Below are 25,465 nucleotides of genomic sequence, written 5' to 3' on the forward strand. Positions count from 1 at the left end.
AAAGATATCTTTACAAATTTTAGAAAAACATTTCACTGCATATCTTCTCTAACAAAGTACAAGAGTAATTCAATTTATATCAGCGATTTTTTAAATATATCAGCGCAACTCCATTTATATCGGCGATTTCCCAAATATATCGACTTACCGACAAATATCAACATCAGTAGCACCATAAGCATAAGAAAGAAGCTGCCCCAAAATATCTTTTGGAACAGCTTCTTCGTCCTACTTACATAAATCCTAATCCCCATACAAGAACGTATCCAAGAACCGATAAGCAAACCGAGCCAATCAGTCCTGCCACGAATGCTTTACTTCCTAATTTACGGAACGTTTTAAACTCTACATTTAAACCGAGCCCCGCCATCGCCATTGCGATTAGCATATAAGCAATGACAACAATGTATCCCGCAACAACTTCTGGAATAATCCCAAGCGAATGCACTGCACTCATTGCTAAAAACCCGAAGATGAACCATGGAATTGGAAGGTCGCGCCATGATCTTTTTTCCTCGCTACCTTCACTCTTACCAAACCATAATCCGATTAAAATCGCTACTGGTACAAGCATTGCAACGCGCGTTAATTTCACGATAACTGCGATATCTACAGCCGTGCTTCCTCCTGGCGCCGCAGCCGCAATTACGTGAGCAATTTCATGCAGTGTCGCCCCTGAGAACACTCCATATCCGTATGGAGATAAACCAAGCACTGGATATAATAACGTATAAATAAGCGTAAATATTGTACCTAAAATTGCGATGATCGCTGCTCCAACTGCTGTTTCGTCATCTTTTGCTTTCACTTGCGGTGCAATTGCCACGACCGCGGCCGCGCCGCAAATTGCCGTACCGCATGCTGTTAAAATCCCAAGTTTCTTTTCTACTTTAAATACTTTCGTTAGTCCGTATACAACAAAAATAGTAAATGTAATAACAACCGCCGCGATGACCAATACTTTCGGTCCCGCCTTCGCAATATCAACAAGATTTAATCGCATTCCAAGTAAGATGATCCCAAAGCGCAGTAACTTCTTACTCGCAAAGTTCGTTCCTGCAATCGCATCATGAGGAACTCCAATTGCAGCGCGCCAAACCATCCCAATTAGAATAGCAATTACTAATTGTCCCATAATATTTAAAAATGGAAGCTCTGCTAAATATTTCGCGGCAATTGCGATTAATAATGTAATCCCAATTCCTTGCGAAAATCCAAAGCCCTTCTTCTTTTGTATAACAAGTGTTTGTTCCACCTTGTACCACCCCAATAATCGTATTGGAACATGCATGTTCTTTCTACTTACATTATAAGAGAGTTTCTATAATAAGTTTAATACCAATACCAAATCTCTATCATCAGAAATACTTATGATAAGATGATAGAAAAAGAAAGGAGCCCATTATATGAACGTAGATATTTTAAAAATTTTTGTTACTGTCGTTGAACAGAAACACTTCTCACGTGCAGCAGAATTATTAAACCTTTCACAGCCCGGAGTAAGTATGCATATACGCAACTTAGAAAACGAATTTGGCACTACACTTATTCAACGCTCTCCGAAGCACGTCCAAGTTACGGAAGCTGGAAACATATTATATATACATGCAAAGCAAATGCTCTCTCTTTACGAAGAAGCCAAACAAGAAATTAACGAACTACATAACGTTGTAACAGGAACTCTTCGCATCGGTGCTAGTTTCACAATTGGCGAATACTTACTTCCAAAAATACTGGCTAACTATGCGAATGAAAATCCACACGTCGAAGTTCATACTTTCATCTCAAATACAGAAGACGTTTTGCAAAGCCTTCGCTCTAATCAAATTGATATCGGCCTAGTAGAAGGGCAAGTCATATACGCTGATGTTGACGTTGAAACGTTTATGCAAGATGAAATGAAGCTTGTCGTTCCGCCAAATCATCCATTGCTCCGCACAAATGAAATAAATGAAAGCACACTCCAAGATCAAGTATGGGTATTAAGGGAAAGTGGTTCTGGTACACGCGCTTATAGCGATCGTTTTATTCATCAACACCATTTGAAAATGAAACGATTCTTTACATTTAGTAGTATCCAAAGCGTAAAGGAAGCAGTTAGTGCCGGGCTTGGCATCGCTATCCTTTCTGATTGGACTGTACGAAAAGAGCTACTGGCAAAAGAGCTATTCCACGTCGAAGTTCCAAATGAACAACTCATCCGCCCGTTCTCCATCGTGCGCGGCAAATATTTCATCCCGTCTAAAGCTATTCAGGTGTTTTTAAATCATGTAGACTCTTTTGCGAAAAAACAGCATTGACCTTCACATTAGTGTGAAGGTTTACAATACATTTAAAGGGAGTGAAACGCATTGCGAATTGGAGAATTATCAAAAGAAACCGGGGTTAGCGAAAGATCACTAAGACATTATGAAGAAAAAGGATTACTCCCTTCTAAGCGCCTTGCAAATGGCTATCGTGATTTCGACGAAAGTGCCGTTGAAAAAGTAGAGCTTATCCAAATGTACTTACAGCTCGGCCTAAATTTAGACGAGACAGCAAGGATGCTACGCTGCCTCGAAATCGAGCCGCACCTGTACGACAATCCGTGCAGCAGCATCCTTACGCTTTACGAAGATAAACTCAATGAAGTAACAAAGCAAATCTCATTACTTTCCAGCATTCAAACGAATTTGCAAAAACACGTTTCACTCCTAAAGCAAACAAAAGAAAAGGGATGATTACATGTTTGTTATACAAGGCAGTTCAAGACAAAACGGAAATACAGAAGCTTTAACACATATGGTGATTGATGGAATTGAAACAGAACAAATTTACTTGCGTGATCATATCGTCCACCCAATCATAGATCAGCGTCATGATGCAGAAGGATTCCAACCTGTAAATGATGACTACGAGCAGTTAATCGAGCGTATGTTAGAGCACGATACAATCATCTTTGCTACACCATTGTATTGGTACGGAATGAGTGGACATATGAAAAACTTTGTTGATCGCTGGTCACAAAGCTTGCGCGATACATCTCTTCATTTCAAAGAAAAAATGAAAGGCAAAAAAATGTATGTTGTCATCGTTGGCGGGGACAATCCAAAGCTAAAAGCATTACCGCTTATCGCTCAATTCCAATATATCTTTGATTTTGTTGGTTCATCATTTGAAGGTTATGTTATTGGGGATGCGAATGGATTAGATGAAATCAAAAACGATGCTGAGGCGTTGGCAAAAGCACAATTGTATAATAATGAATTCAAAAATAGCAAATAGAAATAAGTTTGACAAACCCTTTTGTATGCGCATACAATAAAAGTAATATTATGAAAGGAAGGTACTTTGACCAATGAAGTTCTAATTCTCTTATTTATTTCATCCATCACAAATAGTGAACAAAAATGATGAAAACTAGCAGGGGATTAGTCTGTCCATTTGTCGATACTTTCTTTCGAAACGATCATGTAAAAAATCGTTTATTTATATACGATTTTTTACATACAAGGGCGACGTTTATCCTCTCTAGTGAAACTAGGGAGGTTTTTTTATGACTATTTTATTCGCAAGTAATATTGAAAAGAGCTTTGGTGATCGCACACTATTTACGTTACCATCACTGGAAATTCAAGCACAGGATCGCATAGGTATTGTCGGAGTCAACGGAGCTGGTAAATCTACGTTATTACAAATATTAAGTAAAGAAATAGAAGCCGACAGAGGCATAGTAACTCATCATAGTTCTATCAGCATCATTCCTCAGCTTAGCGAGGAACTACCGGAAACTCCATCTTCCCTTGCAAAAGGAAAATGGAGTATTTCAAACGTTACCGACGTAATGAGCGGCGATGAACGAATGCGGCTAAAGATTGCCCATGCTCTCGAACAAAATGCAGGCATTTTATTCGCTGATGAACCAACAAGCCACTTAGATATGGTCGGTACAGAGCAATTAGAAAAGGCACTTTCATCTTATAAAGGAGCACTTGTTTTAATATCGCATGATCGTGAATTTCTAGATAATATATGTACCAAAATTATTGAAATTGAAGACGGTATTATCCAAGAGTATAAAGGGAATTATTCCAACTATCGAAAGCAAAAAGAACGTGAACGAATACAAAAACAAGCAGAATATGAGCAATACGTACAAGAAAAAAATCGTTTAGAACAATCCATTTTACAAAAAAAGCAACGTGCTTCTAGCATGACAAAAATCCCAACACGGTTCAGTTCATCTGAATCTAAACTTTATAAATTAAGTGGGGCTCATGGCCAAGAACAGGTTAGTAAAGCAGCAAAAGCATTAGAGACACGTCTCGAAAAATTAGAAAAGAAAGAAAAGCCAAAGGATTTTTCTCAAGCTCAGTTTGACGTACAATACCATACACCCATTCATAGTAAGGTCGCAGTACAGTTCAATAAAGCAACAAAGAAAATAGGCGACCGCACACTATTTAAAAATATGAATGGAACTATTGTCCCTGGTGCAAAACTAGCTATTTTAGGGGCAAATGGAAGCGGCAAAACCACTTTGTTCAACATGCTTCTCACAAACGAGCGTGGCATGCAGCTATCGAAAAGTTGTAAAGTTGGATACTTCGAACAAACATTATCTATTTTAAAAACAGATAAAACCATTTTAGAAAACGTTCTAGAAGAAACAAACTATACGGAAGCATTCGTTCGCACAATACTTGCACGGCTTCTATTCCGCCGTGAGGATGTTCATAAACCTGTGCACGTTCTAAGCGGGGGTGAACGAATGAAGGTTGCACTCGCAAAAGTATTTTTAGGAAACTATAATATGCTTCTGCTAGATGAACCGACAAACTATTTAGACTTAGCAACGCAAGAAGAATTAGAAACCATGTTACAAGAATATCCTGGCACAATACTTTTTATTAGCCATGACCGTGCCTTTATTCGCTCTGTTGCAGACCATATTCTCCAAGTAGATGAGAGTGAACCAAGAATCTTCCACGGTAATTACGAGCAATACACTAAAAGAGCCACCGGAGATTCTGTAAACGTTACTGAGCAAGAATTGTTACGATTACAAACAAAATTAACAGAAATCATCGGCCGAATTTCCATTCCAAATCAGCACGATGACATCACATCTCTCAACCAAGAATACGAAACATTATTAGTTCAAATACGGAAATGTAAAGAAGCGCTCTAATGTCTTCCCTATATATCGACAAGGCCTTCCGCATTTCCCAAGAAATATTGAAACTTCGACATATAAAGTAAAAAGCCATGCATCAGCACGGCTTTTTACTTTTATATACGAACAGCAGTCCCGCTCACAGCAACCATTAGCATTCCTTCGCGAACTACTTCGTAATCCACGTCGATACCAACAATTGCATTCGCATTTTTTTGTCTTGCGAAAGTTTTCATCTCTTCCATTGCAATGTCGCGCGCTTCTTTTAATTTACTTTCATAAGCACCCGCACGACCGCCGACAACGTCACGGACAGAAGCGAAGAGGTCACGAACGATATTCGCGCCCATAATCGCTTCTCCATTGACGATATCGATATACTCAATAATTTCTTTTCCTTAAATTGTAGACGTTGTTGTTACAATCATACTTTATAGCCTCCCATATGAGATTTTTACCTACTTATGGTGCACTAATTCAGTATAAATTATATTTACGAACTAAACTGAGCTTCGTATAACCTACTATATCCTCCGCCACGCTCAATTAATTCATCATGTGAACCTTGTTCTGCAATACCGTCTTTATTTACAACGACGATTCGATCTGCATTTTTAATCGTTGCAAGTCTATGAGCAATAACTAATGTTGTACGACCGACAGATAGTTCAGCCAGTGATTTTTGAATCGCTAGTTCCGTCTCTGTATCTAATGCGGAAGTCGCTTCATCTAATATTAAAATTGGCGGGTTTTTCAAGAACATACGAGCAATCGCTAGACGCTGCTTCTGTCCACCAGAAAGTTTCACACCACGCTCACCGATAACGGTATCTAAACCGTCTGGTTGTGAGTAAATTAAGTCTTCTAACTGCGCACGTTTTACTGCCTGCCAAATTTCAGCTTCTGACGCCTTTAAATTTCCGTAAGCAATATTTTCACGAATTGTTCCTGAGAATAAGAACACATCTTGCTGCACAATTCCAATTTGCTTACGAAGTGAAGATAATGTCATATCTTTCGTATCAATACCATCAATTTGAATTGATCCAGATGATTGCTCATAAAAACGTGGTAATAGGCTACATAACGTCGTTTTCCCTGCTCCTGATGGTCCAACGAACGCAACAGTTTCACCTGCATGTATGTTCAAACTAATGTCATTTAAAATCGGTTCTTTATTTTCATATCCGAACGTAATGTTGTTATATTGAATATCACCATGTACCTGCTTAACTTCCATTGCATCTTTAGAGTCTACAATGTCAGGCTCTGTTTCAAGAAGCTCTACATACCTTTTAAAACCAGCGATTCCTTTCGGATAGCTTTCGATTACCGCGTTAATTTTTTCAATTGGACGGAAGAAAATATTCGTTAATAGAACGAATCCGATAAATCCACCGTATGTTAATTCTCCTTGCAGAACAAACCATGTACCGCATATTAATACGAAGAGCGTTACAAGACGCATGAGCATATAACTAATCGATGAATTTAAAGCCATAATTTTATACGCCATTAATTTCGTTGTACGGAAACGAGCGTTGTTAACAGCAAATTGCTCTTTCTCAAACTTTTCATTTCCGAATGCTTGTACAACGCGAATGCCCCCTACATTGTTCTCAATGCATGCATTAAAATCAGCAACATCTGAGAATAAACGTCTAAACGTACCTGTCATTTTTTTATTGAAGTAAAGCGCCAACCATAATAAGAATGGAATAACGAAGAACGTTAATAGCGCTAACTTCCAGTTAATCATCATCATAAATGAGAATGCCCCAACTAAAGTCATAATAGCGATAAACAAATCTTCTGGTCCATGATGAGCAATTTCCCCAATTTCCATTAAATCGTTTGTAAGGCGTGAAATTAGATGACCTGTTTTATTATTGTCAAAAAATCTGAATGATAGCTTTTGAATATGATCAAATAATTTCTGCCTCATATCCGTTTCAATGTTAACACCAAGCATATGTCCCCAATATGTAACGACATATTGTAAGCCTGCATTTAATATATACACTGCAAGTAAACCGAAACAAGCCCATAAAATAAGCGTCCAGTTTTGTCCTGGCAATAACTTATCAATAAATTGATTTACGATAAGCGGGAAGCCAAGTTCTAGTAACCCTGCGACAACTGCGCAAGAAAAGTCGAGTATAAATAAACCTTTATACGGTTTATAGTAAGAAAAAAATTTACGTAGCATATCTTACCTCCATTTTCCAAAATTAAAAAGACTCCCTAAATGATAACCATTATCAAATAATTATTCAAGTTATCCGTCTATGAAACTGAAAATAAGCTTTACGCTAGTTGTTGTTTTTTTGCCGAAAAGTCGATATAAATTTCATTTGCTACTGCCATCACCACTCACACACAAAAAAGGGGTGTCACCTATAGGTGACACCCTCACTTCTATTACATCGCTTCCGAATCCCACTCATGCTCCTGCTCAACGAATACAATACCTAATTCGTGATGTCCACCAGCATATAATGCAGTTTGTGCAAGACGAAGCTCACCATTTGTATCTAATACTTCTAATTTACAAAATGCTCCTGTCGTCTTCGTTTGAAGCGCATCATAAAATTCCTCGGCGCTTTTTGGAATGACTCCATTTACTTTCGTAATAATTTCTCCAGGCAGTAATTTTAGCTCTGCTCCAATTGTATTTGGAATTGTATCTAGTACAACGAGCCCATCATTGCGTGCAGCAAAATAAGCTGGTCTTGTTTCATCGGCAATTTTCTCTTGCATCGAAATTGTGAAACGCCCAAGCATCGCGACTCCCATCGCGATAATTGCAAGTACGTGCCACCAGTAACTTGCGATTCCTAAAACGAGCACGAGTCCTGCTAATCCATAAACACGTCTTCCTGTAAATAATAAAGCTTCCGTCGGCTCATAACTTTTAATCTTTCTCATAAATCCAATTAAAAATGGAACGAGGAATAGAGAATATGTACCTGAACCTATTGAAACGACAGGCCACCATGAAATAAACTGCGTTACCGCATCACCCGGTACAAGAATAAAAATAGGAACGATCCATAAACGCTTTGATTCGTGTAAACCAATCTTTAATCCACGCTTCCCCTTCCTAATCTTCGGTGTAGAGTATCCTACTGCATTTTTAGAAATCAATAAACCTTCTACAATAAGCATAACGCCTAGTAAAATAGCAAGGGATACAACGGTACTCTCTTCACCTTCTCGAAGCTGTAAGAAGGGAACTGGTAGCTTAGAAGATAATAGAACACATACAATCGCAATGCTAAATGTATAAGCTGCCGATAAATATCGATACATAGCCGTTAATCCAAATATTAATGTCCAAATTAAAATAGCCCATAAGCTTGCTTTAGAAACAACAAGTCCAAGCCCAATCGTAATAATAGATACTACTAATCCGTATCCAATCCCTGCAAATAGAGAGGTTCGCAGTTCAAACCAAATATCATAAACTTTAAAAGAAAAATCTTTTCGTTCTCTTAACATACGTAAGTATCCAACGAAGATACTACTTATTACAAATATATAGACAGCAGGGTGTAAGAAAAAACGTCCAACTGCCCGCATTATTTCAAAAATCCACGCCTCCACGAACTCATTCACCACCATTTATATCATTCTTTCTTTTTATATTATCATAACTAAACAAACGTTTGTTTAACACAAAAAAATACAGGCAGCAAACTGCCTGTATTTTTTCTTATTTTGCCATTAATTTTAATGCTGACTGTAATTGTAGATCATTTTCTCCAGAACGGATTTTTTCGATAATTTTAGTTTGAATCGCTTCAGCTGTCTTTTTATCAAGCTGTCCTGTCGCTTCCATCTCATTCGCATTTTGGAATGCTTTCAGCGCCGATTCTGTCTCTTTACTAAAGTATCCATCTTCACGACCTGGTACATACCCTAAGCTCTTAAGCATTTCTTGAGCATGTTTTACTTGTACATCATTTGAATTGTATGAAAGTGTTTTTTCAATTTGAATTGGTGTCGCATGATAATAATTTGGTTGCTTCACTTCTACTGTTGGCGCGATTCCTTTTTTATGAATCCAGTTCCCATCCGGCGTTAACCATTTAAACATCGTTAATTTAATGTTGCTGCCGTCTTTAAATGGAACAGCTTGCTGGACAGTACCTTTACCAAATGTTTTTTCACCAATTAAATCGTATCCTTCTCCTTCTTTCAGCGCACCCGCTAAAATCTCTGAAGCAGAAGCACTTCCACTATCAATTAATACTGAAATTGGATATGGTTTTCTCTCTTTCAGTTCCGTAGAGAATTTCTTCTTCTCACCATTTCGCTGCTCTACTTGTAGCATTGGCTTTTTATTCGTCATAATTTCCCCTAGTATATCTTCTACACTATTTAAATAGCCACCAGGATTACCACGCACGTCAATAACTAAGCCTTTTATATTTTTCTTTTCCAACTCTTTTAACTGATCCTTAAATTCTTTCGCTGTATTCTCAGCAAAAGAAGTGATTTGCATATAACCGATATCTTTTCCGCTCTCTTGCTTCACAGAACTAAACACTGTAAAGATTGGAATCTTTTCACGCTTAATTTTAAATACAATCGGATCAGTTACTCCCGCACGTTTAATTTCAATTGCGACAGTCGTTCCCTTTTTACCACGAATTTTTAATACTGCTTCTTCACGTGATAAGTCTTTCACACTGTTTCCATCTACAGATAAAATTTGGTCATTCGGTTTAATTCCTATCTTTTCTGCTGGTGAACCTTTAATTGGCGATACGATAATAAGCTTATCGTCCGTCTTGTTCACCTCAGCCCCAATCCCCTCTAATTCAGGATCAAGCGATTCACTAAACTGTTTGGCTGTTTCTTTATCCATATACGTGGAATAAGGGTCCTTCAGCGTAGACAACATACCTTGTATTGCACCTTCAACTAACTTTTCATCTTTCACGTCTTCCACATAACGTGAATCAATTAGTGCATACGCCTCATTAATTTTTGCCAAATTCCCTTGCGCAGTGCTAGCATTCCCACTCGAAATTGTTTGCGTTACTTCTGCTGGGTTAACCCCAAATACAGACATGCCTGCAAACATTCCGCCAGCACCAATTAAAAATGCAACAACCATTCCAATAATTGCAACTCTACGTTTCAATGCGGAATTCCCCTTTCCAAAACACACAGGTGGTGTAGCAAAAGGCATCACACAGTGTGTGATGCCTTTACCTATTTCTACTATATGATAAGCTTGTACGAATTATGTTTGCAACTTTTTATACTTTTAAGAAGCGACGAATTGACATTACACTTCCCCACATACCGATTAAAGCACCGATTAACACTAGTAAACCAGCTAATTGGAATACGAAAGGACTGTATGGTAGAAGCTCGAAAATTGTGCCGCCAAGTTTTTCGTTAAACACACCTTGCAACGAATTATACGTAACTAGAATTAGGCCAATTGGAATAATTGATCCTAATACTCCTAAGAATAATCCCTCTAGCAAGAATGGCCAACGAATAAACCAGTTTGTTGCACCAACAAGTTTCATAATTTCAATTTCTGTACTACGAGCATAAATTGTAATTTTAATTGTATTAGAGATTAAGAACATCGCTGTGAATAAAAGACCAGCAATTAACGCAATCCCAATGTTACGACCAGTTTTTACAGTATCAAATAATCGTTCAACTTGCCCTTTTCCGTACTGAACATTACTGACAAACTGCATTTTTTCAACTTTCTTCGCGATTGTCGCTGTATCTGTTGGTTCTTTTGCTTTTACAACGAATACGTTTTTAAGTGGGTTATCTTGTTCAAATAACTCAAACGTTTTTCCGCTATCACCTAAGCTTTTAATTAAACGTTTTAACTCTTCTTCTTTAGAAGAATATTTAATAGAATCTACTTTTGCAATCTTACTCATATCTTCTTCTAATTTCTTTTGATCAGCTTCTTTCGCAGCTGGATCAATGTGTACACGAATCTCTACATCTTGCTCTACTTTTGTCGCAAAATGGTTCATATTCATAATCGCTGTTAAAAAGACACCTACAAGTAATAATGTAACTGTTACTGCACTAACAGAAGCAAACGTCATCCATCCGTTACGTGATAGATTCTTTACACCTTCTCGCAAATGTCGACTAAGGGTCTTAGCCTTCATATCCGTATCCTCCCTCAATCTCGTCTCGAACAATTTTTCCGCCTTCAATCGCGATTACACGATGACGGATTGTATTTACGATATCTGCATTATGCGTCGCCATAACGATCGTTGTACCACGCTCATTAATGCGAGTAAAAATCTTCATAATATCAAGAGCTGTTTCAATATCTAAGTTACCTGTTGGCTCATCGGCAATTACAACCTTTGGTCGATTTACAATTGCTCTTGCAATCGCAACACGTTGTTGCTCCCCACCTGAAAGCTCACTTGGAAGTGCATCTGCACGATCTTCAAGGCCTACAAGACCTAGAACTTCTGTTACACGCTCACGAATTGCATCCGGTTCTTCTTCAATTACTTCTAAAGCAAACGCAACATTCTCATATACCGTTAATTTAGGTAGCAATTTAAAATCTTGGAAAATTACGCCTAATTGACGACGAAAATACGGAACGTCTCTTTCTGCCAATGTTTCGATAGTAAGTCCATTTACATTAATAGATCCTGTAGATGGTTTCTCTTCACGATACATCATTTTAATAAATGTAGATTTTCCGGCTCCACTCGGTCCAACTACGTATACGAATTCACCTTGTTTAATGTTAACTGTAAGACCAGCAATGGCTTTCATACCATTCGGGTACTCCTTATAAACATTCGTCATTTTTATCATTATTTATCACCCAATACTTAATGATTTTTTTCGAAATACTTTTCTGTACATCTGAAAATAAAAGACATCCTTCATTTTCACTTATTCATCCTTGTTGAAGGTAGTTTACTTATGCTTTCTCATAAGCAATACCACTCTATGTAATATATTTCAGCAAAATTCTACAAACCCCATTGTAACATCAAACGGTTTCCAATTTGGATACATTTTTGTTACAGTTATGTTACATCCCAGAAAAAGGAAAACGAGTTGACTATATTATCAACTCGTCCATTTCACCTTTTTTATTTATGTTCTGCTAACCATTCAGATACTTTTTTCGCATCTTCACCTTGAATAAGTCCTGGTGACATTGAACCGCGGCCTTTTTTAATAATCTCTTCGATATCTGCGGCGTCGTACTTACCGCCTACTTTTCTTAAATCAGGTCCAGTTGCCCCTGATAAATCTGTTGCGTGACATCCAGCACAACTTCTTTGGAAAATTTGTTCTGCGCTGTCTGTGCTTGCAGACTGTTTCGAAGACTTACTCTCTTCTTTATTTCCACATGCTCCTAAAGCAAAAACAACCGATGTCCCTAGCGCAATAGCCAACAATTTCTTTTTCACTTCTATCGCTCCCCATTGTTGATATTCTTTTTATTCCTAACACACTCATTTTCATTATAAGCATTATCTTTATATAGAAAAACTAAGGTGTATTTCATATTCCTCAAAAATACAGTGAGAACCTTGATAAAATAAAGCTTTCATAAGTTGTTTCAATTCTGTGAACAACTTAAAAAACTTCTATAAAGAATCCTTTTTAAAAGGAAAATTAGAAAAGTTCTATATAAATCTTCACCCTATTACCGCTCTATTTTACTATTCTCTACTTTTTACAAAACAATATACAGCATTGTAATCTACATATAATCCCATCAAAAAGAGAAGTTGTCGTTTCCAACTTCTCTTCCTCTTTACTTCATCTATAAAAATAAAATCAAATGCCTTATATCCTCTATATCCTCAGCATGCGCCAACAATTTTGTTGGCTTTTTTTCGCTTATTAGATGCGAGAACGTAAGTAAGCATCAATAAATGGATCAATCTCTCCATCCATAACTGCTTGTACGTTACCAACCTCCGTATTTGTACGGTGGTCTTTTACAAGAGAATACGGGTGGAATACGTAAGAACGGATTTGGCTACCCCATCCGATTTCTTTTTGTTCCCCACGGATTTCATCTAATTGTGCCTGCTGCTCTTCTAGTTTCTTTTGATATAATTTCGCTTTTAACATCTTCATCGCATGCTCACGGTTTTTAATTTGTGAACGCTCTGATTGACACGTTACAACTGTATTTGTCGGTGTATGTGTAATACGAACTGCTGAATCTGTCGTATTTACGTGCTGCCCACCCGCTCCACTTGCGCGGTACGTATCAATTTTTAAATCTTCTGTACGTACTTCGATTTCAACTTCATCATTGAACTCTGGTACAACTTCACAAGATACAAACGATGTATGACGACGACCTGAAGAATCGAATGGTGAAATACGTACAAGACGATGTACACCTTTCTCTGCTTTTAAGTAACCGTAAGCGTTATGACCTTTAATTAATAAAGTTACACTCTTAATACCAGCTTCATCACCTGGTAAATAGTCAACCGTTTCTACTTTAAATCCACGTTTTTCAGCCCAACGTGTATACATACGTAATAACATAGAACCCCAGTCTTGTGACTCAGTTCCACCTGCACCTGGATGTAATTCTAAAATTGCATTATTTTTATCATAAGGATCACTTAATAGTAACTGAAGCTCATACTCATTCATTTCTTGAATTAAGCCTTTTACTTCTGATTCTAATTCCTCATGTAAATCTTCATCATATTCTTCTTTTAAAAGTTCATGCGTTACTTCTAAATTTTCGAACGTCTCATCTAACTGACGGAAACTTCCAACCATATCTTTTAACGCATTCGCTTCATTAATTACAACTTGTGCGCCTTGTTGGTCATCCCAAAATCCTGCGCCCATCATTTTTTCTTCTAATTCTGCAATTTGGTTCTCCTTAGTAGGGAGGTCAAAGAGACCCCCTAAAAGCCGCTAATCGCTTAGCCATTTTCTCTAATTCCTGTCTAATTTCTACTAATTCCATTTCCTTCACCTCTATGTAATTGCTGTTACTTTCGTATGAAAACAAGGGAAACTCTCTCCACTTATTACGGAGAGAGTTTAATTCTTCTTAATTATACATTTTTGATATAAAAGTTTGCAAAGCAGCCAAGCTACCGCCCTATATTACTGAACAATACCACAGCAGTTTTTATATTTTTTACCGCTACCACATTTACATAAATCGTTGCGGCCCACTTGGTCACCTTTTACAACTGGCTTTTTCTTCGCTTCTTCGCCATCGCTAGATGGATGAACAGCTTCACCTTGAACAACTTCTTGACGTTCTAAGTTTTGTTCAATTTCAGCTTTCATAATGTAACGAGAAATTTCCTCTTCAATAGAAGCAACCATTGACTCGAACATCGCGAATCCTTCCATTTGGTATTCACGAAGTGGATCAATTTGACCGTAAGCACGTAAATGAATACCTTCACGAAGGTGATCCATCGCATCAATATGCTCTGTCCATTTCGTATCTACAACGCGGAATACAACAACTTTCTCAAACTCACGCATTTGCTCTTCTGGCATAAGCTTTTCTTTGTCGTTGTAACGCTCTATTAATTTCGCGATAATCGGTTCGCTCATTTCCTCAGGAGCAAGGCGACGTAATTCTTCTTCTTTTATGTCTCCTTCTTGAAGAAGGTTTGTATTTAAGTAGTCAACAAGACCTTTAATGTTCCAATCCTCTTCAATTTCCTCTTGTGTATGAAGCGCAACAGCACGTTCTACTGTAGATTTCATCATACCTTCAATAATGCCACGTAAATTTTCCGATTCCATTACTTCTTGACGTTGCTTATAAATAACTTCACGTTGCTGACGAAGTACATCATCGTATTGTAATAGCTGCTTACGTGCATCATAGTTATTTCCTTCAACACGTTTTTGTGCAGACTCTACCGCACGAGAAACCATTTTACTTTCAATTGGCTGAGAATCATCCATACCAAGACGATCCATCATTGCTTTCATATTATCTGAACCAAATCGGCGCATTAATTCATCTTCCATTGATAAGTAGAACTGCGTCACACCAGGGTCCCCTTGACGACCAGCACGACCACGTAACTGATTATCAATACGACGGCTTTCATGACGTTCTGTACCGATAACTGCTAGACCGAAGATTTTTACATCGTCTCCAAGCTTAATATCTGTACCACGACCAGCCATATTCGTTGCAATCGTTACAGCACCTTTCATACCAGCTTCTGCAATGATATCTGCTTCACGCGCATGGTTTTTCGCATTTAAGATGTTATGACGTACACCTTTACGCGTTAACATTTTTGAAATAAGCTCTGAAGTTTCAATTGCAACTGTACCTACAAGAATAGGTTGCCCTTGTTTATGACGATTTACAATATCCTCAACAACTGCATTGAACTTACCTTCCATTGATTTAAAGATTAAATCGGCACGATCATCACGAATAATCGGTTTGTTTGTTGGAATTACGATAACATTCATATTGTAAATACTACGGAATTCTTCTTCTTCCGTTTTCGCTGTACCAGTCATACCAGATAATTTTTCATACATACGGAAGTAGTTCTGGAATGTAATTGTCGCAAGCGTCATACTTTCATTTTGAATTTCTACACCTTCTTTTGCTTCAATTGCTTGGTGTAATCCTTCGCTATAACGACGACCTTTCATAAGACGACCAGTGAATTGGTCTACAATTACGATTTCGCCTTCTTGTACAACATAATCTGTATCACGGTGCATAACAACGTGTGCACGAAGCCCCTGATTAATATGGTGAAGAAGTGCTACATGTTTTAAATCGAATAAGTTTTCAATATGGAAAGCTTTCTCCGCTTTCGTAATACCATCTTCTGTTAACATTACATTTTTCGTTTTCACATCAAATGAATACTCTTTTTCATTTTCTAACGTACGGACAAATGCATTTGCAAACATGTATAGCTCTGTTGATTTTTGAGCTTGTCCCGAAATAATAAGCGGCGTACGCGCTTCATCGACTAAAATAGAATCGACTTCATCGATAATAGCAAAGTGAAGTGGACGTTGAACGCACTGCTCTTTATATAAAACCATGTTGTCACGTAAGTAATCGAATCCAAGCTCATTATTTGTGCTATACGTAATATCAGCAGCATAAGCCTCTTGTTTCTCTTCGCGTGACATACTATTTAAGTTAATTCCTACCGTTAAGCCAAGGAACTCATGAAGTTGTCCCATTTCGTTCGCATCACGTTGTGCTAAGTATTCATTGACTGTAACAACGTGAACACCTTTTCCTGTTAAAGCATTTAAATATACAGGTAATGTAGATGTTAACGTTTTACCTTCACCCGTTTTCATCTCAGAAATATTCCCCTCATGTAAGGCAATACCACCCATTAACTGTACGCCATATGGACGCATTCCAAGAACACGAGTTGCCGCTTCGCGAACAACTGCAAAAGCTTCAGGTAGTAGATCATCTACTGTTTCACCTTTTGTTAGACGTTCTTTAAATTCAAGCGTCTTTCCTTTTAATTGTTCATCAGTTAGTGGCTTAATAGATGACTCTAATGCATCAATTTGCTCAACTGTCTTTTGCATACGTTTAATTTGGCGTTGGTTTACATCAAACACCTTTTTTAAAATACCGATCATAGGAAATACGCTCCTCTTTTATTAAAATAAAACTTCCGATTGTTTTTCTTTTTCTCTATTACAATCAGTCGTTGTAAAAATCAAATGTATGTTATGCCAATTTTTCTCCTAATTAAAAAACTAAAATGTATATACCTAATGATAATTGTAACACTTGTCTTATAACTATGACAACAATCGGCCGAATGTCTCGTTCTAAATTAAGAAAAGTTTTTTAAAAATCTATTTTCAGCAAAAAAAGCGCAGCCATTTCGGCTGCGCTTGCGAATTATTATTTAGTTTCGATTAAACCGTATTTCCCATCTTTACGGCCATATACAACATTAGTTTCATTTGTATCAGCATTTGTGAAGACGAAGAAATTATGTCCTAGCATATCCATTTGTAGGATCGCTTCTTCAACGTCCATCGGTTTTAAATCGAATCGTTTTGTACGTACAAGTTCTAATTCATCCTCTTCTACCGCATCCAGAACAGCTACTGCTTCTGGAAGGATAAAGTTCGTTTTCACAGAACCTTTCTCACGTAACTTACGATTTACCTTTGTTTTATGTTTACGAATTTGTCGCTCAAGTTTATCAACTACTAAATCGATAGCAGCGTACATATCGCTATTAGTTTCTTCTGCACGAAGTAATAAATCAGTAAATGGTATTGTTACCTCGACACGTTGCTTGTCAGAGTATACTTTTAAATTAACTTTAATCTCTGGGAATGTATCAAAATAACGCTCTAACTTACTTAGTTTTTTCTCTACATATTCCTTTAATGCTGGAGTTACTTCAATATTTTCACCACGAATGTTGAATTTCATAGATGAATTCCTCCTTTCAAGCCTATGTCCTATAATTTCGACACTGGCTTAAAAACTCCTTCTAACTTTTTTAAAAAAATTAGTGGAATTGCGATTTTTTTATCGTTTTTTGTTGAAATGAAAAGATGCATCGTTTCTATCTTTATTTTATCCTATTAACATCGTGAATAACGAATATAACTGTGGACAATTCGTTACAGAAAAGAAACAACTTTTTGACAACTTACCCTATAACAAAAAACCCCTTGCGAAAAACAAGAGGTTCTACTACATATATATAACGTTGCCACAAATGCAGCTTTCTCTTCCCAAAAACAATATTCCTACAGTTTTACAACATTAGCTGCTTGTGGTCCACGTGCTCCATCTACAATGTCAAACTCTACTTGTTGCCCTTCTTCTAATGACTTATACCCATCTTGTTGAATAGCAGAAAAATGGACAAATACATCGTCACCATCTTCACGCTCAATAAACCCAAATCCCTTTTCTGCATTGAACCATTTCACTCTTCCTTGCATGTTCATTCCATTCCCTTCACTCTAAAAATCAGGGCATCCGCCCCATATTTTGACTATAACGAATGACAACATATGAAGTCAAAGAAGACTTATCGCCTTTTTATTATCCCTTTCGACACTGCCATATTAACTTCTACAAAGTGTCAAACTAGATACTTCCCTTGCCCCTCTTTCATATAACAAACTTCCGATTTGCCTAACTGTAATTCCAGTCGTATACACATCATCAACGAGTAAAATATGTTGCTCAGAAAATATCTCTTCTCCCTGAAAATAAAAAGGATTGCTTCCTGACATCCTTTCTTTACGTGTCTTCTTACTTTGCTTTTCTGTTTCCCTTCTTCTTAATGATGGATAAGAAATTTTGACAGGTAAACAAGTTGCTAATAACTCAGCTTGATTAAAACCACGTTCAACTTCCCTTTCCTTACTAAGCGGAACAGCGATAACGGTTGAAACATTAGCAAAATACTTTTGAAATAAACTTCGAAAAGGACGATAAAAAATGCGCACTAACTCTGCATCCCCCCGAAACTTAAACTGCGCTACTATTTCTTTCATCTCATCATCATACATATATAACGAACGGTTTTTAAAAGAACGATACTTGCCCTCTTTCATCCACCTTAGACAATCTATACAAATACCGTCTTCTTGAAATGAGGCAGGAACATATTCTAAAGGCCGCCCACACTCCATGCAAATTTCTCCTATAATATAGGAAAGTTTCTGCTCGCATCTATCACATATATATTTTCTATGACACTTTACCAAAAAATTGTACCAACTAACCTTTTCTACACAACACTCATCACAAAGTAAACAATGCATTAATCGATCAATCCTTGTTCTTTGGCATTTTTATTCATACCTTGAATATGTTTTTTCGCGCGCACCATCGCCTCTGTCTTACCATAGTGAAAATAAATGACCTCTCCATACGGTGCTTCAAAGCTCCGCCCTGCTCGGCCCGCAATTTGTACGAGTGCACTTTCTGAGAATATTTCTTCTTCCGCCCCTAAAACCGCTACTTGCAAATTTTTCACCGTTACGCCTCGCTCTAAAATTGTCGTTGTAACTAATAATGGGATTTCTCCTTTTCTGAAAGCCGCTACTTTTTCTTTTCTCCCCGAATCTTCTGCATGTACACCTTCAATTCGCTTGTTTAATGATTTTAACAACAGGCTTATCTCTTCTATATATCGCACATGGGGGACAAATAAAAAAATAGGATGTTTTTTATTTAAGTATGTTTGTAACCACTGTAGTAAAACTCGAGGAATTCTTTTATGAATGAGGCTTTTTTTCCAATTCCCGCACCAACAAAATAAAGGAACTGGTAAAGGATGACGGTGATATCGTCCAGAAACAATAACACCTTTTTGTTCACCTTTTTTAAATTTTCGCTTCCACGTTTCATCTGGAGTCGCAGTTAAATAAATACGCGCCGCCCTTTCTTTCATCGCTTGTTTTACCGCGTACTGTAACATTTGATCTGCACAATATGGAAAAGCATCTATCTCATCTACAACCATGACATGAAACGCCCTATAATAACGCAATAATTGATGCGTGGTCGCAACGACTAGTACTGCATCTTTTTCTTTATCCACACTCCCTCCATATAAAGCCGCTACCTTTATATATGGAAATACTTCTTGTAATCTCGGTGCTAATTCCAGAACAACATCCGTTCTCGGCGTTGCGATACAAACTCTTTCTCCTTTTTGAAGCGCTTCGTTAATACCGTAAAACAACATCTCTGTTTTCCCAGCCCCGCATACAGCCCAAATAAAAAATGATTCTTTTCGCTTAATAGCCTCTACAACACCTTGTGCCGCCAAATTCTGACCAGTAGACAACTTCCCGTTCCACTGTAACAAATTTAAATTCTTTTCTCTCTTTCTTTCAGCAATCCCGCGAACAAGTACAGCACATTCACTTACCCTCCCCATCGTTATACACTTCCGGCAATATGTGCACACTTTACTGCACCTTTTACATAAAAACGACGCAAATAGCCGCTGTTCTATATTTCCACAACGCTTACATACATATTTAGAAGCCTTCTTTTTTACACCTTGTACACACACGACCTCTCCCTTCTTTTTCAAATCATTTAATTCCCTCTGTAAATCTGAAGAAAGTTCGTCTAATAGCAACTGTTTCCCCGCTAGCATCGACAATCACCTCCAGCACTACTATAAACCCTTCTTCAAATCCCGTAAAAACTCAAAAAAGCCGATAACCTACTTATAAAATAGTAAGCTATCGACTTTATACACGTTTTTTATTCTTTTATAAATCCTATAATCGACCGTAACCTAAGAAATGTTTTTGGTTATATGAGCTGTTGATATCACCGTACGCAATTCCTTTATCACTAGCATGAATCATTTGACCATTACCAACGTAAATACCGATGTGAGATGGACCTGCTTTATAAGTACCTTGGAAGAATACTAAGTCTCCTGGTTGTGGGCTACCTACTTTAGAAACTGAGTTCCAGTAACCTGCAACGTCTTGACGACCTACACCAAAAATGTAAGAAATGAATCCACTACAATCAAAACCACCGTTTGATGGAGATGCACTTCCCCAAACATAAGGCATACCTAAGTATTGCTTTGCCTTACCAATTACGCCCGGAGCCGGATTTGGATCTGGTGTTGGCTTTTGCTCTTCTTTTTTAGGTGCTTCTTTCTTAGGCTCTTCTTTTTTTGGTTCTTCTTTTTTAGGCTCTTCTTTTTGAGCTTGTCCACCATTGTTTGCTGGTGCAGCTTGCTCTGCAGGTGCTTGTGCTGGCTGAGCTTGCGCAGCTTTAGCAGCTTTAGCAGCTTGCTCTGCTTGTTTTTGAGCAGCAGCTTCTTGTGCAGCTTTTGCTTGCGCTTCTTCTTCGGCAATGCGTTGTAATTGTAATGCTTGTTTTTCAAGCTCTTTCAATTGACCTTCTGTACTTGTCATTGAAGTTACAACTGTATCCATTTTACCGCTTAAATCGTTTACCGCTGTTGCTTTTTTCTCTTTTTCAGCGTCAAGTTCTTTCTTAGCAGTTTCAATTTGAACTTGTGCTTCTTTTAATTCTTTTTGTTTCTCTTTTACCGTTGCAACATCTTTTTTCACACTAGCTTGGTCTTCTTGCTGTGTTTTCATGATATCTTCATCAGACTCAAGAATTTTAGAAACAGAAGTTAAACGATCAACTAAATCTGCAACGTTTTTAGAGTTTACAAGAACTTCTGTTACAACGTTCGTATTTGGTTGTTCTTGAAGTGCAACTAAACGCTTTCTTAATAACTCTTCACGTTTTGCAATCTTCGTTTGTAATTCTGCAATATCTTTATTTTTCTTTTCAATTAATTGCTCAGTATCAGAAACTTTTTTCGTTGTTTCATCAAGCTTTGAAGCATTCTCTTGAACAGACTTATCTAAACCTTGAATTGTTTTGTTTAAGTCATTCATTTGTTTTTGTAATTCATCACGTTCTTGTTGTTGTTTATGTAAAGTGTCATTTTGTGTATTAATTTGTGATTTCACGTCAGAAATTTTATCTTCTGCAAATACATTTGGTGTTAGCCCTGAAAACATTAACCCTGCAACTAAAGCGCAAGATGCCATTTTTAGCTTTTTCATTTTATTTTTTACACCGCTTTCTTTTTTCTTTTTCCGTATATAACCTATAAAATTTATACCATAATTCGGGATTTTTTTTGCTAATGTTACGTTTTTGTAAAACAAATGTAATATTATATGTAGCTCTAGCGCAAAATTCGTATATTTTTGTATGTGTGTGTAGAAATTTATATACTTTTCTTACTTCTATAAACAAAGAAAAAACGTAAGGAATCCCTTACGTTTTATTAAATATACGAATACAAATGAAATGCTACTTCATCCATTTCTCAGCCCAATTTTGGACCTCATCCATAACACTTTCTAACGCTTTTCCCTTGTCAGTTAAGCCATACTCGATTCGAACTGGTACTTCTGGATAGACATTACGAACTACAATGCCCTCGCTTTCCAATTCCTTCAAACGCTCTGACAACATACGATCGCTCATATTTGGGATAATATCTGCGATTTCTCTAAAACGTTTCGACTCTTCAAGCAAAGATTTAATAATTAAGCCAGTCCATTTCTTACTAAGCAAAGTAAAAGCTGACTCAAACTTTGGACATAAACAAGAATTATGCTCCATATGTTTCACCTCTCTTCTATTATAATATAGTTTCTTGTAAAAAGTAAGTTATAAAACTTTCCTCATTATTTTATTTTACGTACATTTTACCATTTCCAAATATTAACTTGTCAACTAAACGTAACATACCCGTAAAAAAACCCTCTTAAAAAGAGAGCTTTTTATATCTTTATTACTTCGTATACCATCCAAGACCTAATGCACCTTCACCTAAGTGCGTACCAATTACAGCTCCAAAATAACCTGTACGAATTGTGACGTGAGGATATTTTGCTTCTAATTCTTTCTTCCATTCATTCGCTTCCTCTTCACGTTGCGCATGAATGATAACTGCTTCCATAGGGACTCCTTCACTTGCTTGCTCATCAAAAATTTCAATGATACGTTTTAATGCTTTTTTACGTGTGCGAATCTTTTCAAACGGAATAATGATTTTATCTCTAAAATATAAAACTGGCTTCACTTGTAACAGACTGCCGATGAAAGCTTGCGCGCTATTTAATCGACCACCACGTTGTAAATGATGCAAATCATCAACTACAAAATAGGCGTCCATCGTTTTCTTCATTTCATCAAAACGAGCAATAATCTCTTTTGGATTCTTTCCTTCACTTGCTAACCTTGCACCTTCACGCACATAAAATCCTTGTACTTCACAACTAATTTCAGAGTCATACGTGTATACATCAATACCCTCTACCATCTGTCCAGCTGTCGTCGATGTTTGATATGTACCACTAATTCCACTTGATAGGTGAATACTAATAACTGCATCATAATCTTTAGCTAGTTCTTCATATAGCTCAACAAACTTTCCGATTGCTGGTTGAGAAGTTTTTGGAAGTTCCTCTTGTTCACGTACTTTCACATAAAAATCATCTGCTGAAATTTCAGCTTCTTCTTGATAAGATTCTGTTCCAAACACAACGTTTAATGGAATCATATATATATTGAGTTCATCACGGATTTGCTTCGGTATATATGCTGTACTATCAGTAACAATAGCTATTTTCATTTTCGTACCTGCCTTATAAAAAGTTTTATTTCCTAATTTTACACGAAAACTACAAATGGTGCATCCATACAGGGAAATGCCGGTTGAAATTATACTCACCATCTCGACAAATTACAACAAAAAGATAAAATACTCACCAAAAACTTCAGCCTATTTAGAAAAAATGTTTGAATATAAAAAGGCTCGCTTTTAAAATGGAAAGTACTAGTCATTTTGATAGATAGGGGCGTATACAAGTGCTATTACAATATTTAACAATCAAAGACTACGGCGAACACGAAATCGTCATTCAAAAATCAAGATTTATTTGTTATGTTAGCCGAGCAACGACTGAGGAAGAGGCTCAAGAATTTATACAAAAAATAAAAAAACAGCATTGGAATGCAACACATAATTGTTCCGCTTATTTAATTGGCGAACAAGATCATATTCAAAAAGCAAATGATGACGGCGAGCCTAGCGGTACAGCTGGCGTACCAATGCTAGAAGTACTTAAAAAACGTGGGCTAAAAGATACCGTCGTTGTCGTAACACGCTATTTTGGTGGCATTAAACTTGGCGCAGGTGGATTAATTCGTGCATATGGAAAGTGTACAAGCGAAGGCATTAATCATGTCGGTGTTGTCCAGCGAAAACTAATGCGTGTGATGCAAACCGAGATTGATTACACATTACTTGGCAAAGTAGAAAATGAATTACGTAATTCAAAATATGCCATTAAAGATATACATTATCTAGAAAATGTCACATTTGATACTTATGTAGAAGAAGACGGCAAACAAGCATTCACAGATTGGATGATTGAATTAACAAACGGGAAATGTACAATTACAGAAGGAGATATGTTGTACTTAGAACAAGATGTTATCTAAGCATAACTCTTTTATCACCTTCAAAGATTAATGTAGTGAATTACTTCCCTACAAATGAACTAACGAACTAAGGAGATTATATATGGAAGAACGTTATTATCATCTCCAAAATAGCAGAATAAAAAAGAAGCGAAGAAGGAAACTTTTCTTCTTCCTTATTTTCGCATTTTTATTTGGCAGTATAGGAGTTTATGTGTTAAATTCTTACTCTTCTCTTATGGAGATGTATAGTGGTTTTACTCGTGAAAAATCGGATTTAAGAAACAAAGATGTAGAAATTACAAAAGAACCTTTTACAATTCTCATTATGGGGATAGAAGATTATGCGACAGACGGTCAAAATGGTCGTACAGATTCATTAATGTTTGCAACAGTCAATCCGAAAACTCAAAAGATTTCACTTATGAGTATTCCTCGTGATTCTCGAGTTAAAATTGTTGGTAAAAATAAGGAAGACAAAATTAACGCTGCCCATGCTTACGGCGGAGAAGAAATGGCAATCAAAACTGTCGAAGGCTTTCTAAAAGTTCCTGTAGACCATTATCTTAAAATTGATTTCCAAGGCTTTAAAGGTATCGTTGATGCTGTCGGCGGCGTTACGGTTGACGTACCCTTCGATTTCTGGGAGCGCTCTGACGTAGATTACTACAAAAAAATTCAATTTAAGCAAGGACAGCAAAACTTAAACGGTGAAGAAGCACTTGCTTACGTCCGTATGCGAAAGCAAGATCCAAATGGCGATTATGGTCGAGCTGCTAGACAAAGACAATTACTAGCCGCTGTTGCCCAAAAGCTAAACTCCACCTCTACTGTATTTAAAATTAAAGATTTAACAGCTGTCGTTGGAAAATATATAAAAACCGACATTCCTATTTCAGACGGACTTGCTCTTTACAATAAACTTTCTGGATTTGATCCTTCTACAATGCAAACGTTAAAGCTTGAAGGCGAAGACAAAAAGATAGGCGGTATTTATTACTTCCTTCCAGATCCAATCAGTGTAGAAACGGTGCGTAACGAAATTGAAAAAGAATTAGGGGAAAAAGCAAAAAATCCAACTACAAAAAACAACTCAAATCCTGATTCAAATGCAAGTTCAAGTTCAAGTTCTAATTCTAACGAACAAGCAGAAAAAGAAACAAACCAAAATAAAACACCAACTGATCCGCCACCTTCTACAAATGCTCATGCAGAGTGGATTATGCGCAATCAGCCGTAACAAAAAGGCCCAATCTATCCGATTGGGCCTT

The 25,465-nt window shown here is 37.1% G+C and carries 23 protein-coding genes; 6 read left to right on the forward strand and 17 right to left on the reverse strand.

All coding sequences use genetic code 11. The features are described 5' to 3' along the window. Positions 1-232 precede the first annotated feature (232 nt). Positions 233-1,255, reverse strand: coding sequence for a YeiH family protein (locus tag AC241_RS25655; protein ID WP_000438414.1), 1,023 nt, complete (start codon positions 1,253-1,255; stop codon positions 233-235). 151 nt (positions 1,256-1,406) lie between these two features. On the opposite strand from AC241_RS25655, the gene AC241_RS25660 reads away from it, so the two are divergent. The 4 genes from AC241_RS25660 to abc-f all read left to right on the forward strand — a co-directional run bounded on the left by AC241_RS25660 (position 1,407) and on the right by abc-f (position 5,170). Beyond that, positions 1,407-2,300 carry a LysR family transcriptional regulator gene (locus AC241_RS25660; protein ID WP_050844707.1) on the forward strand — a complete coding sequence of 298 codons (894 nt, stop codon included), beginning with the start codon at positions 1,407-1,409 and terminating at the stop codon, positions 2,298-2,300. A 51-nt stretch (positions 2,301-2,351) separates the two neighbouring features. Then, positions 2,352-2,720, forward strand: coding sequence for a MerR family transcriptional regulator (locus tag AC241_RS25665; RefSeq protein ID WP_050844708.1), 369 nt, complete (start codon positions 2,352-2,354; stop codon positions 2,718-2,720). A 4-nt stretch (positions 2,721-2,724) separates the two neighbouring features. Then, complete coding sequence (locus tag AC241_RS25670; RefSeq protein ID WP_050844709.1) at positions 2,725-3,264, forward strand: flavodoxin family protein; 540 nt, start codon at positions 2,725-2,727, stop codon at positions 3,262-3,264. 271 nt (positions 3,265-3,535) lie between these two features. Next, on the forward strand, positions 3,536-5,170 hold the full coding sequence (gene abc-f / locus AC241_RS25675) for a ribosomal protection-like ABC-F family protein (protein ID WP_050844710.1): 1,635 nt from the start codon (positions 3,536-3,538) through the stop codon (positions 5,168-5,170). Positions 5,171-5,271: 101 nt separating this feature from the next. Here the strand turns inward: abc-f and AC241_RS25680 are convergent, their stop codons facing one another. The 16 genes from AC241_RS25680 to AC241_RS25760 all read right to left on the reverse strand — a co-directional run bounded on the left by AC241_RS25680 (position 5,272) and on the right by AC241_RS25760 (position 23,343). Further along, positions 5,272-5,544, reverse strand: coding sequence for a heavy metal-binding domain-containing protein (locus AC241_RS25680; RefSeq protein WP_224413697.1), 273 nt, complete (start codon positions 5,542-5,544; stop codon positions 5,272-5,274). A gap of 104 nt (positions 5,545-5,648) precedes the next feature. Beyond that, positions 5,649-7,364 (reverse strand): ABC transporter ATP-binding protein, encoded by a 1,716-nt coding sequence (locus AC241_RS25685; protein ID WP_050844711.1) that lies wholly within the window; start codon positions 7,362-7,364, stop codon positions 5,649-5,651. A gap of 212 nt (positions 7,365-7,576) precedes the next feature. Further along, a complete protein-coding gene (locus AC241_RS25690; RefSeq protein ID WP_050844712.1) occupies positions 7,577-8,779 on the reverse strand; it encodes a PDZ domain-containing protein in 1,203 nt (400 codons plus the stop codon). Positions 8,780-8,870: 91 nt separating this feature from the next. Further along, entirely contained in the window at positions 8,871-10,307 is a 1,437-nt protein-coding gene (locus tag AC241_RS25695) for a S41 family peptidase (RefSeq protein ID WP_080990861.1), read from the reverse strand. Positions 10,308-10,425: 118 nt separating this feature from the next. Further along, complete coding sequence (ftsX, locus tag AC241_RS25700; protein WP_000645028.1) at positions 10,426-11,319, reverse strand: permease-like cell division protein FtsX; 894 nt, start codon at positions 11,317-11,319, stop codon at positions 10,426-10,428. Beyond that, on the reverse strand, positions 11,309-11,995 hold the full coding sequence (gene ftsE / locus AC241_RS25705; RefSeq protein ID WP_080117069.1) for a cell division ATP-binding protein FtsE: 687 nt from the start codon (positions 11,993-11,995) through the stop codon (positions 11,309-11,311). The genes ftsX and ftsE overlap by 11 nt, the downstream gene beginning before the upstream one ends. Before the next feature lie 284 nt (positions 11,996-12,279). Then, the gene (gene cccB / locus AC241_RS25710; RefSeq protein ID WP_000727971.1) at positions 12,280-12,603 is read right to left on the reverse strand and encodes a cytochrome c551; all 324 of its coding nucleotides are present in this window, start codon (positions 12,601-12,603) and stop codon (positions 12,280-12,282) included. 439 nt (positions 12,604-13,042) lie between these two features. Further along, a protein-coding gene (gene prfB / locus AC241_RS25720) for a peptide chain release factor 2 (RefSeq protein WP_096001455.1) occupies positions 13,043-14,141 on the reverse strand; the annotation gives its coding sequence in 2 pieces (ribosomal slippage) (positions 13,043-14,068 and positions 14,070-14,141; 1,098 coding nt in all). Between the two features lie 143 nt (positions 14,142-14,284). After that, positions 14,285-16,792 carry a preprotein translocase subunit SecA gene (gene secA / locus AC241_RS25725; protein ID WP_050844714.1) on the reverse strand — a complete coding sequence of 836 codons (2,508 nt, stop codon included), beginning with the start codon at positions 16,790-16,792 and terminating at the stop codon, positions 14,285-14,287. 271 nt (positions 16,793-17,063) lie between these two features. Further along, positions 17,064-17,606: a ribosome hibernation-promoting factor, HPF/YfiA family gene (gene hpf / locus AC241_RS25730; protein ID WP_000671193.1), complete on the reverse strand. Its 543-nt coding sequence runs from the start codon at positions 17,604-17,606 to the stop codon at positions 17,064-17,066. Positions 17,607-17,929: 323 nt separating this feature from the next. Continuing rightward, positions 17,930-18,127 carry a cold shock protein CspC gene (cspC, locus tag AC241_RS25735; RefSeq protein WP_001990088.1) on the reverse strand — a complete coding sequence of 66 codons (198 nt, stop codon included), beginning with the start codon at positions 18,125-18,127 and terminating at the stop codon, positions 17,930-17,932. 126 nt (positions 18,128-18,253) lie between these two features. After that, a complete protein-coding gene (locus tag AC241_RS25740) occupies positions 18,254-18,958 on the reverse strand; it encodes a ComFC family protein (protein WP_050844715.1) in 705 nt (234 codons plus the stop codon). Continuing rightward, positions 18,958-20,307 carry an ATP-dependent helicase ComFA gene (comFA, locus tag AC241_RS25745; protein ID WP_048564233.1) on the reverse strand — a complete coding sequence of 450 codons (1,350 nt, stop codon included), beginning with the start codon at positions 20,305-20,307 and terminating at the stop codon, positions 18,958-18,960. The genes AC241_RS25740 and comFA overlap by 1 nt, the downstream gene beginning before the upstream one ends. 127 nt (positions 20,308-20,434) lie before the next feature. Beyond that, positions 20,435-21,865 (reverse strand): C40 family peptidase, encoded by a 1,431-nt coding sequence (locus AC241_RS25750; RefSeq protein WP_050844716.1) that lies wholly within the window; start codon positions 21,863-21,865, stop codon positions 20,435-20,437. A gap of 148 nt (positions 21,866-22,013) precedes the next feature. Continuing rightward, on the reverse strand, positions 22,014-22,328 hold the full coding sequence (locus tag AC241_RS25755) for a winged helix-turn-helix transcriptional regulator (protein ID WP_000400857.1): 315 nt from the start codon (positions 22,326-22,328) through the stop codon (positions 22,014-22,016). Positions 22,329-22,500: 172 nt separating this feature from the next. Beyond that, positions 22,501-23,343 carry a DegV family protein gene (locus AC241_RS25760; protein WP_050844717.1) on the reverse strand — a complete coding sequence of 281 codons (843 nt, stop codon included), beginning with the start codon at positions 23,341-23,343 and terminating at the stop codon, positions 22,501-22,503. A 236-nt stretch (positions 23,344-23,579) separates the two neighbouring features. Between AC241_RS25760 and AC241_RS25765 the strand changes: the two genes are divergently transcribed. Further along, entirely contained in the window at positions 23,580-24,215 is a 636-nt protein-coding gene (locus AC241_RS25765; RefSeq protein ID WP_016079727.1) for a YigZ family protein, read from the forward strand. 82 nt (positions 24,216-24,297) lie between these two features. Continuing rightward, positions 24,298-25,434 carry an LCP family protein gene (locus AC241_RS25770; protein ID WP_050844718.1) on the forward strand — a complete coding sequence of 379 codons (1,137 nt, stop codon included), beginning with the start codon at positions 24,298-24,300 and terminating at the stop codon, positions 25,432-25,434. Positions 25,435-25,465: the final 31 nt, after the last annotated feature.

Origin of the sequence: Bacillus thuringiensis (genome assembly GCF_001182785.1) — a bacterium.
Taxonomy (GTDB): domain Bacteria; phylum Bacillota; class Bacilli; order Bacillales; family Bacillaceae_G; genus Bacillus_A; species Bacillus_A thuringiensis_S.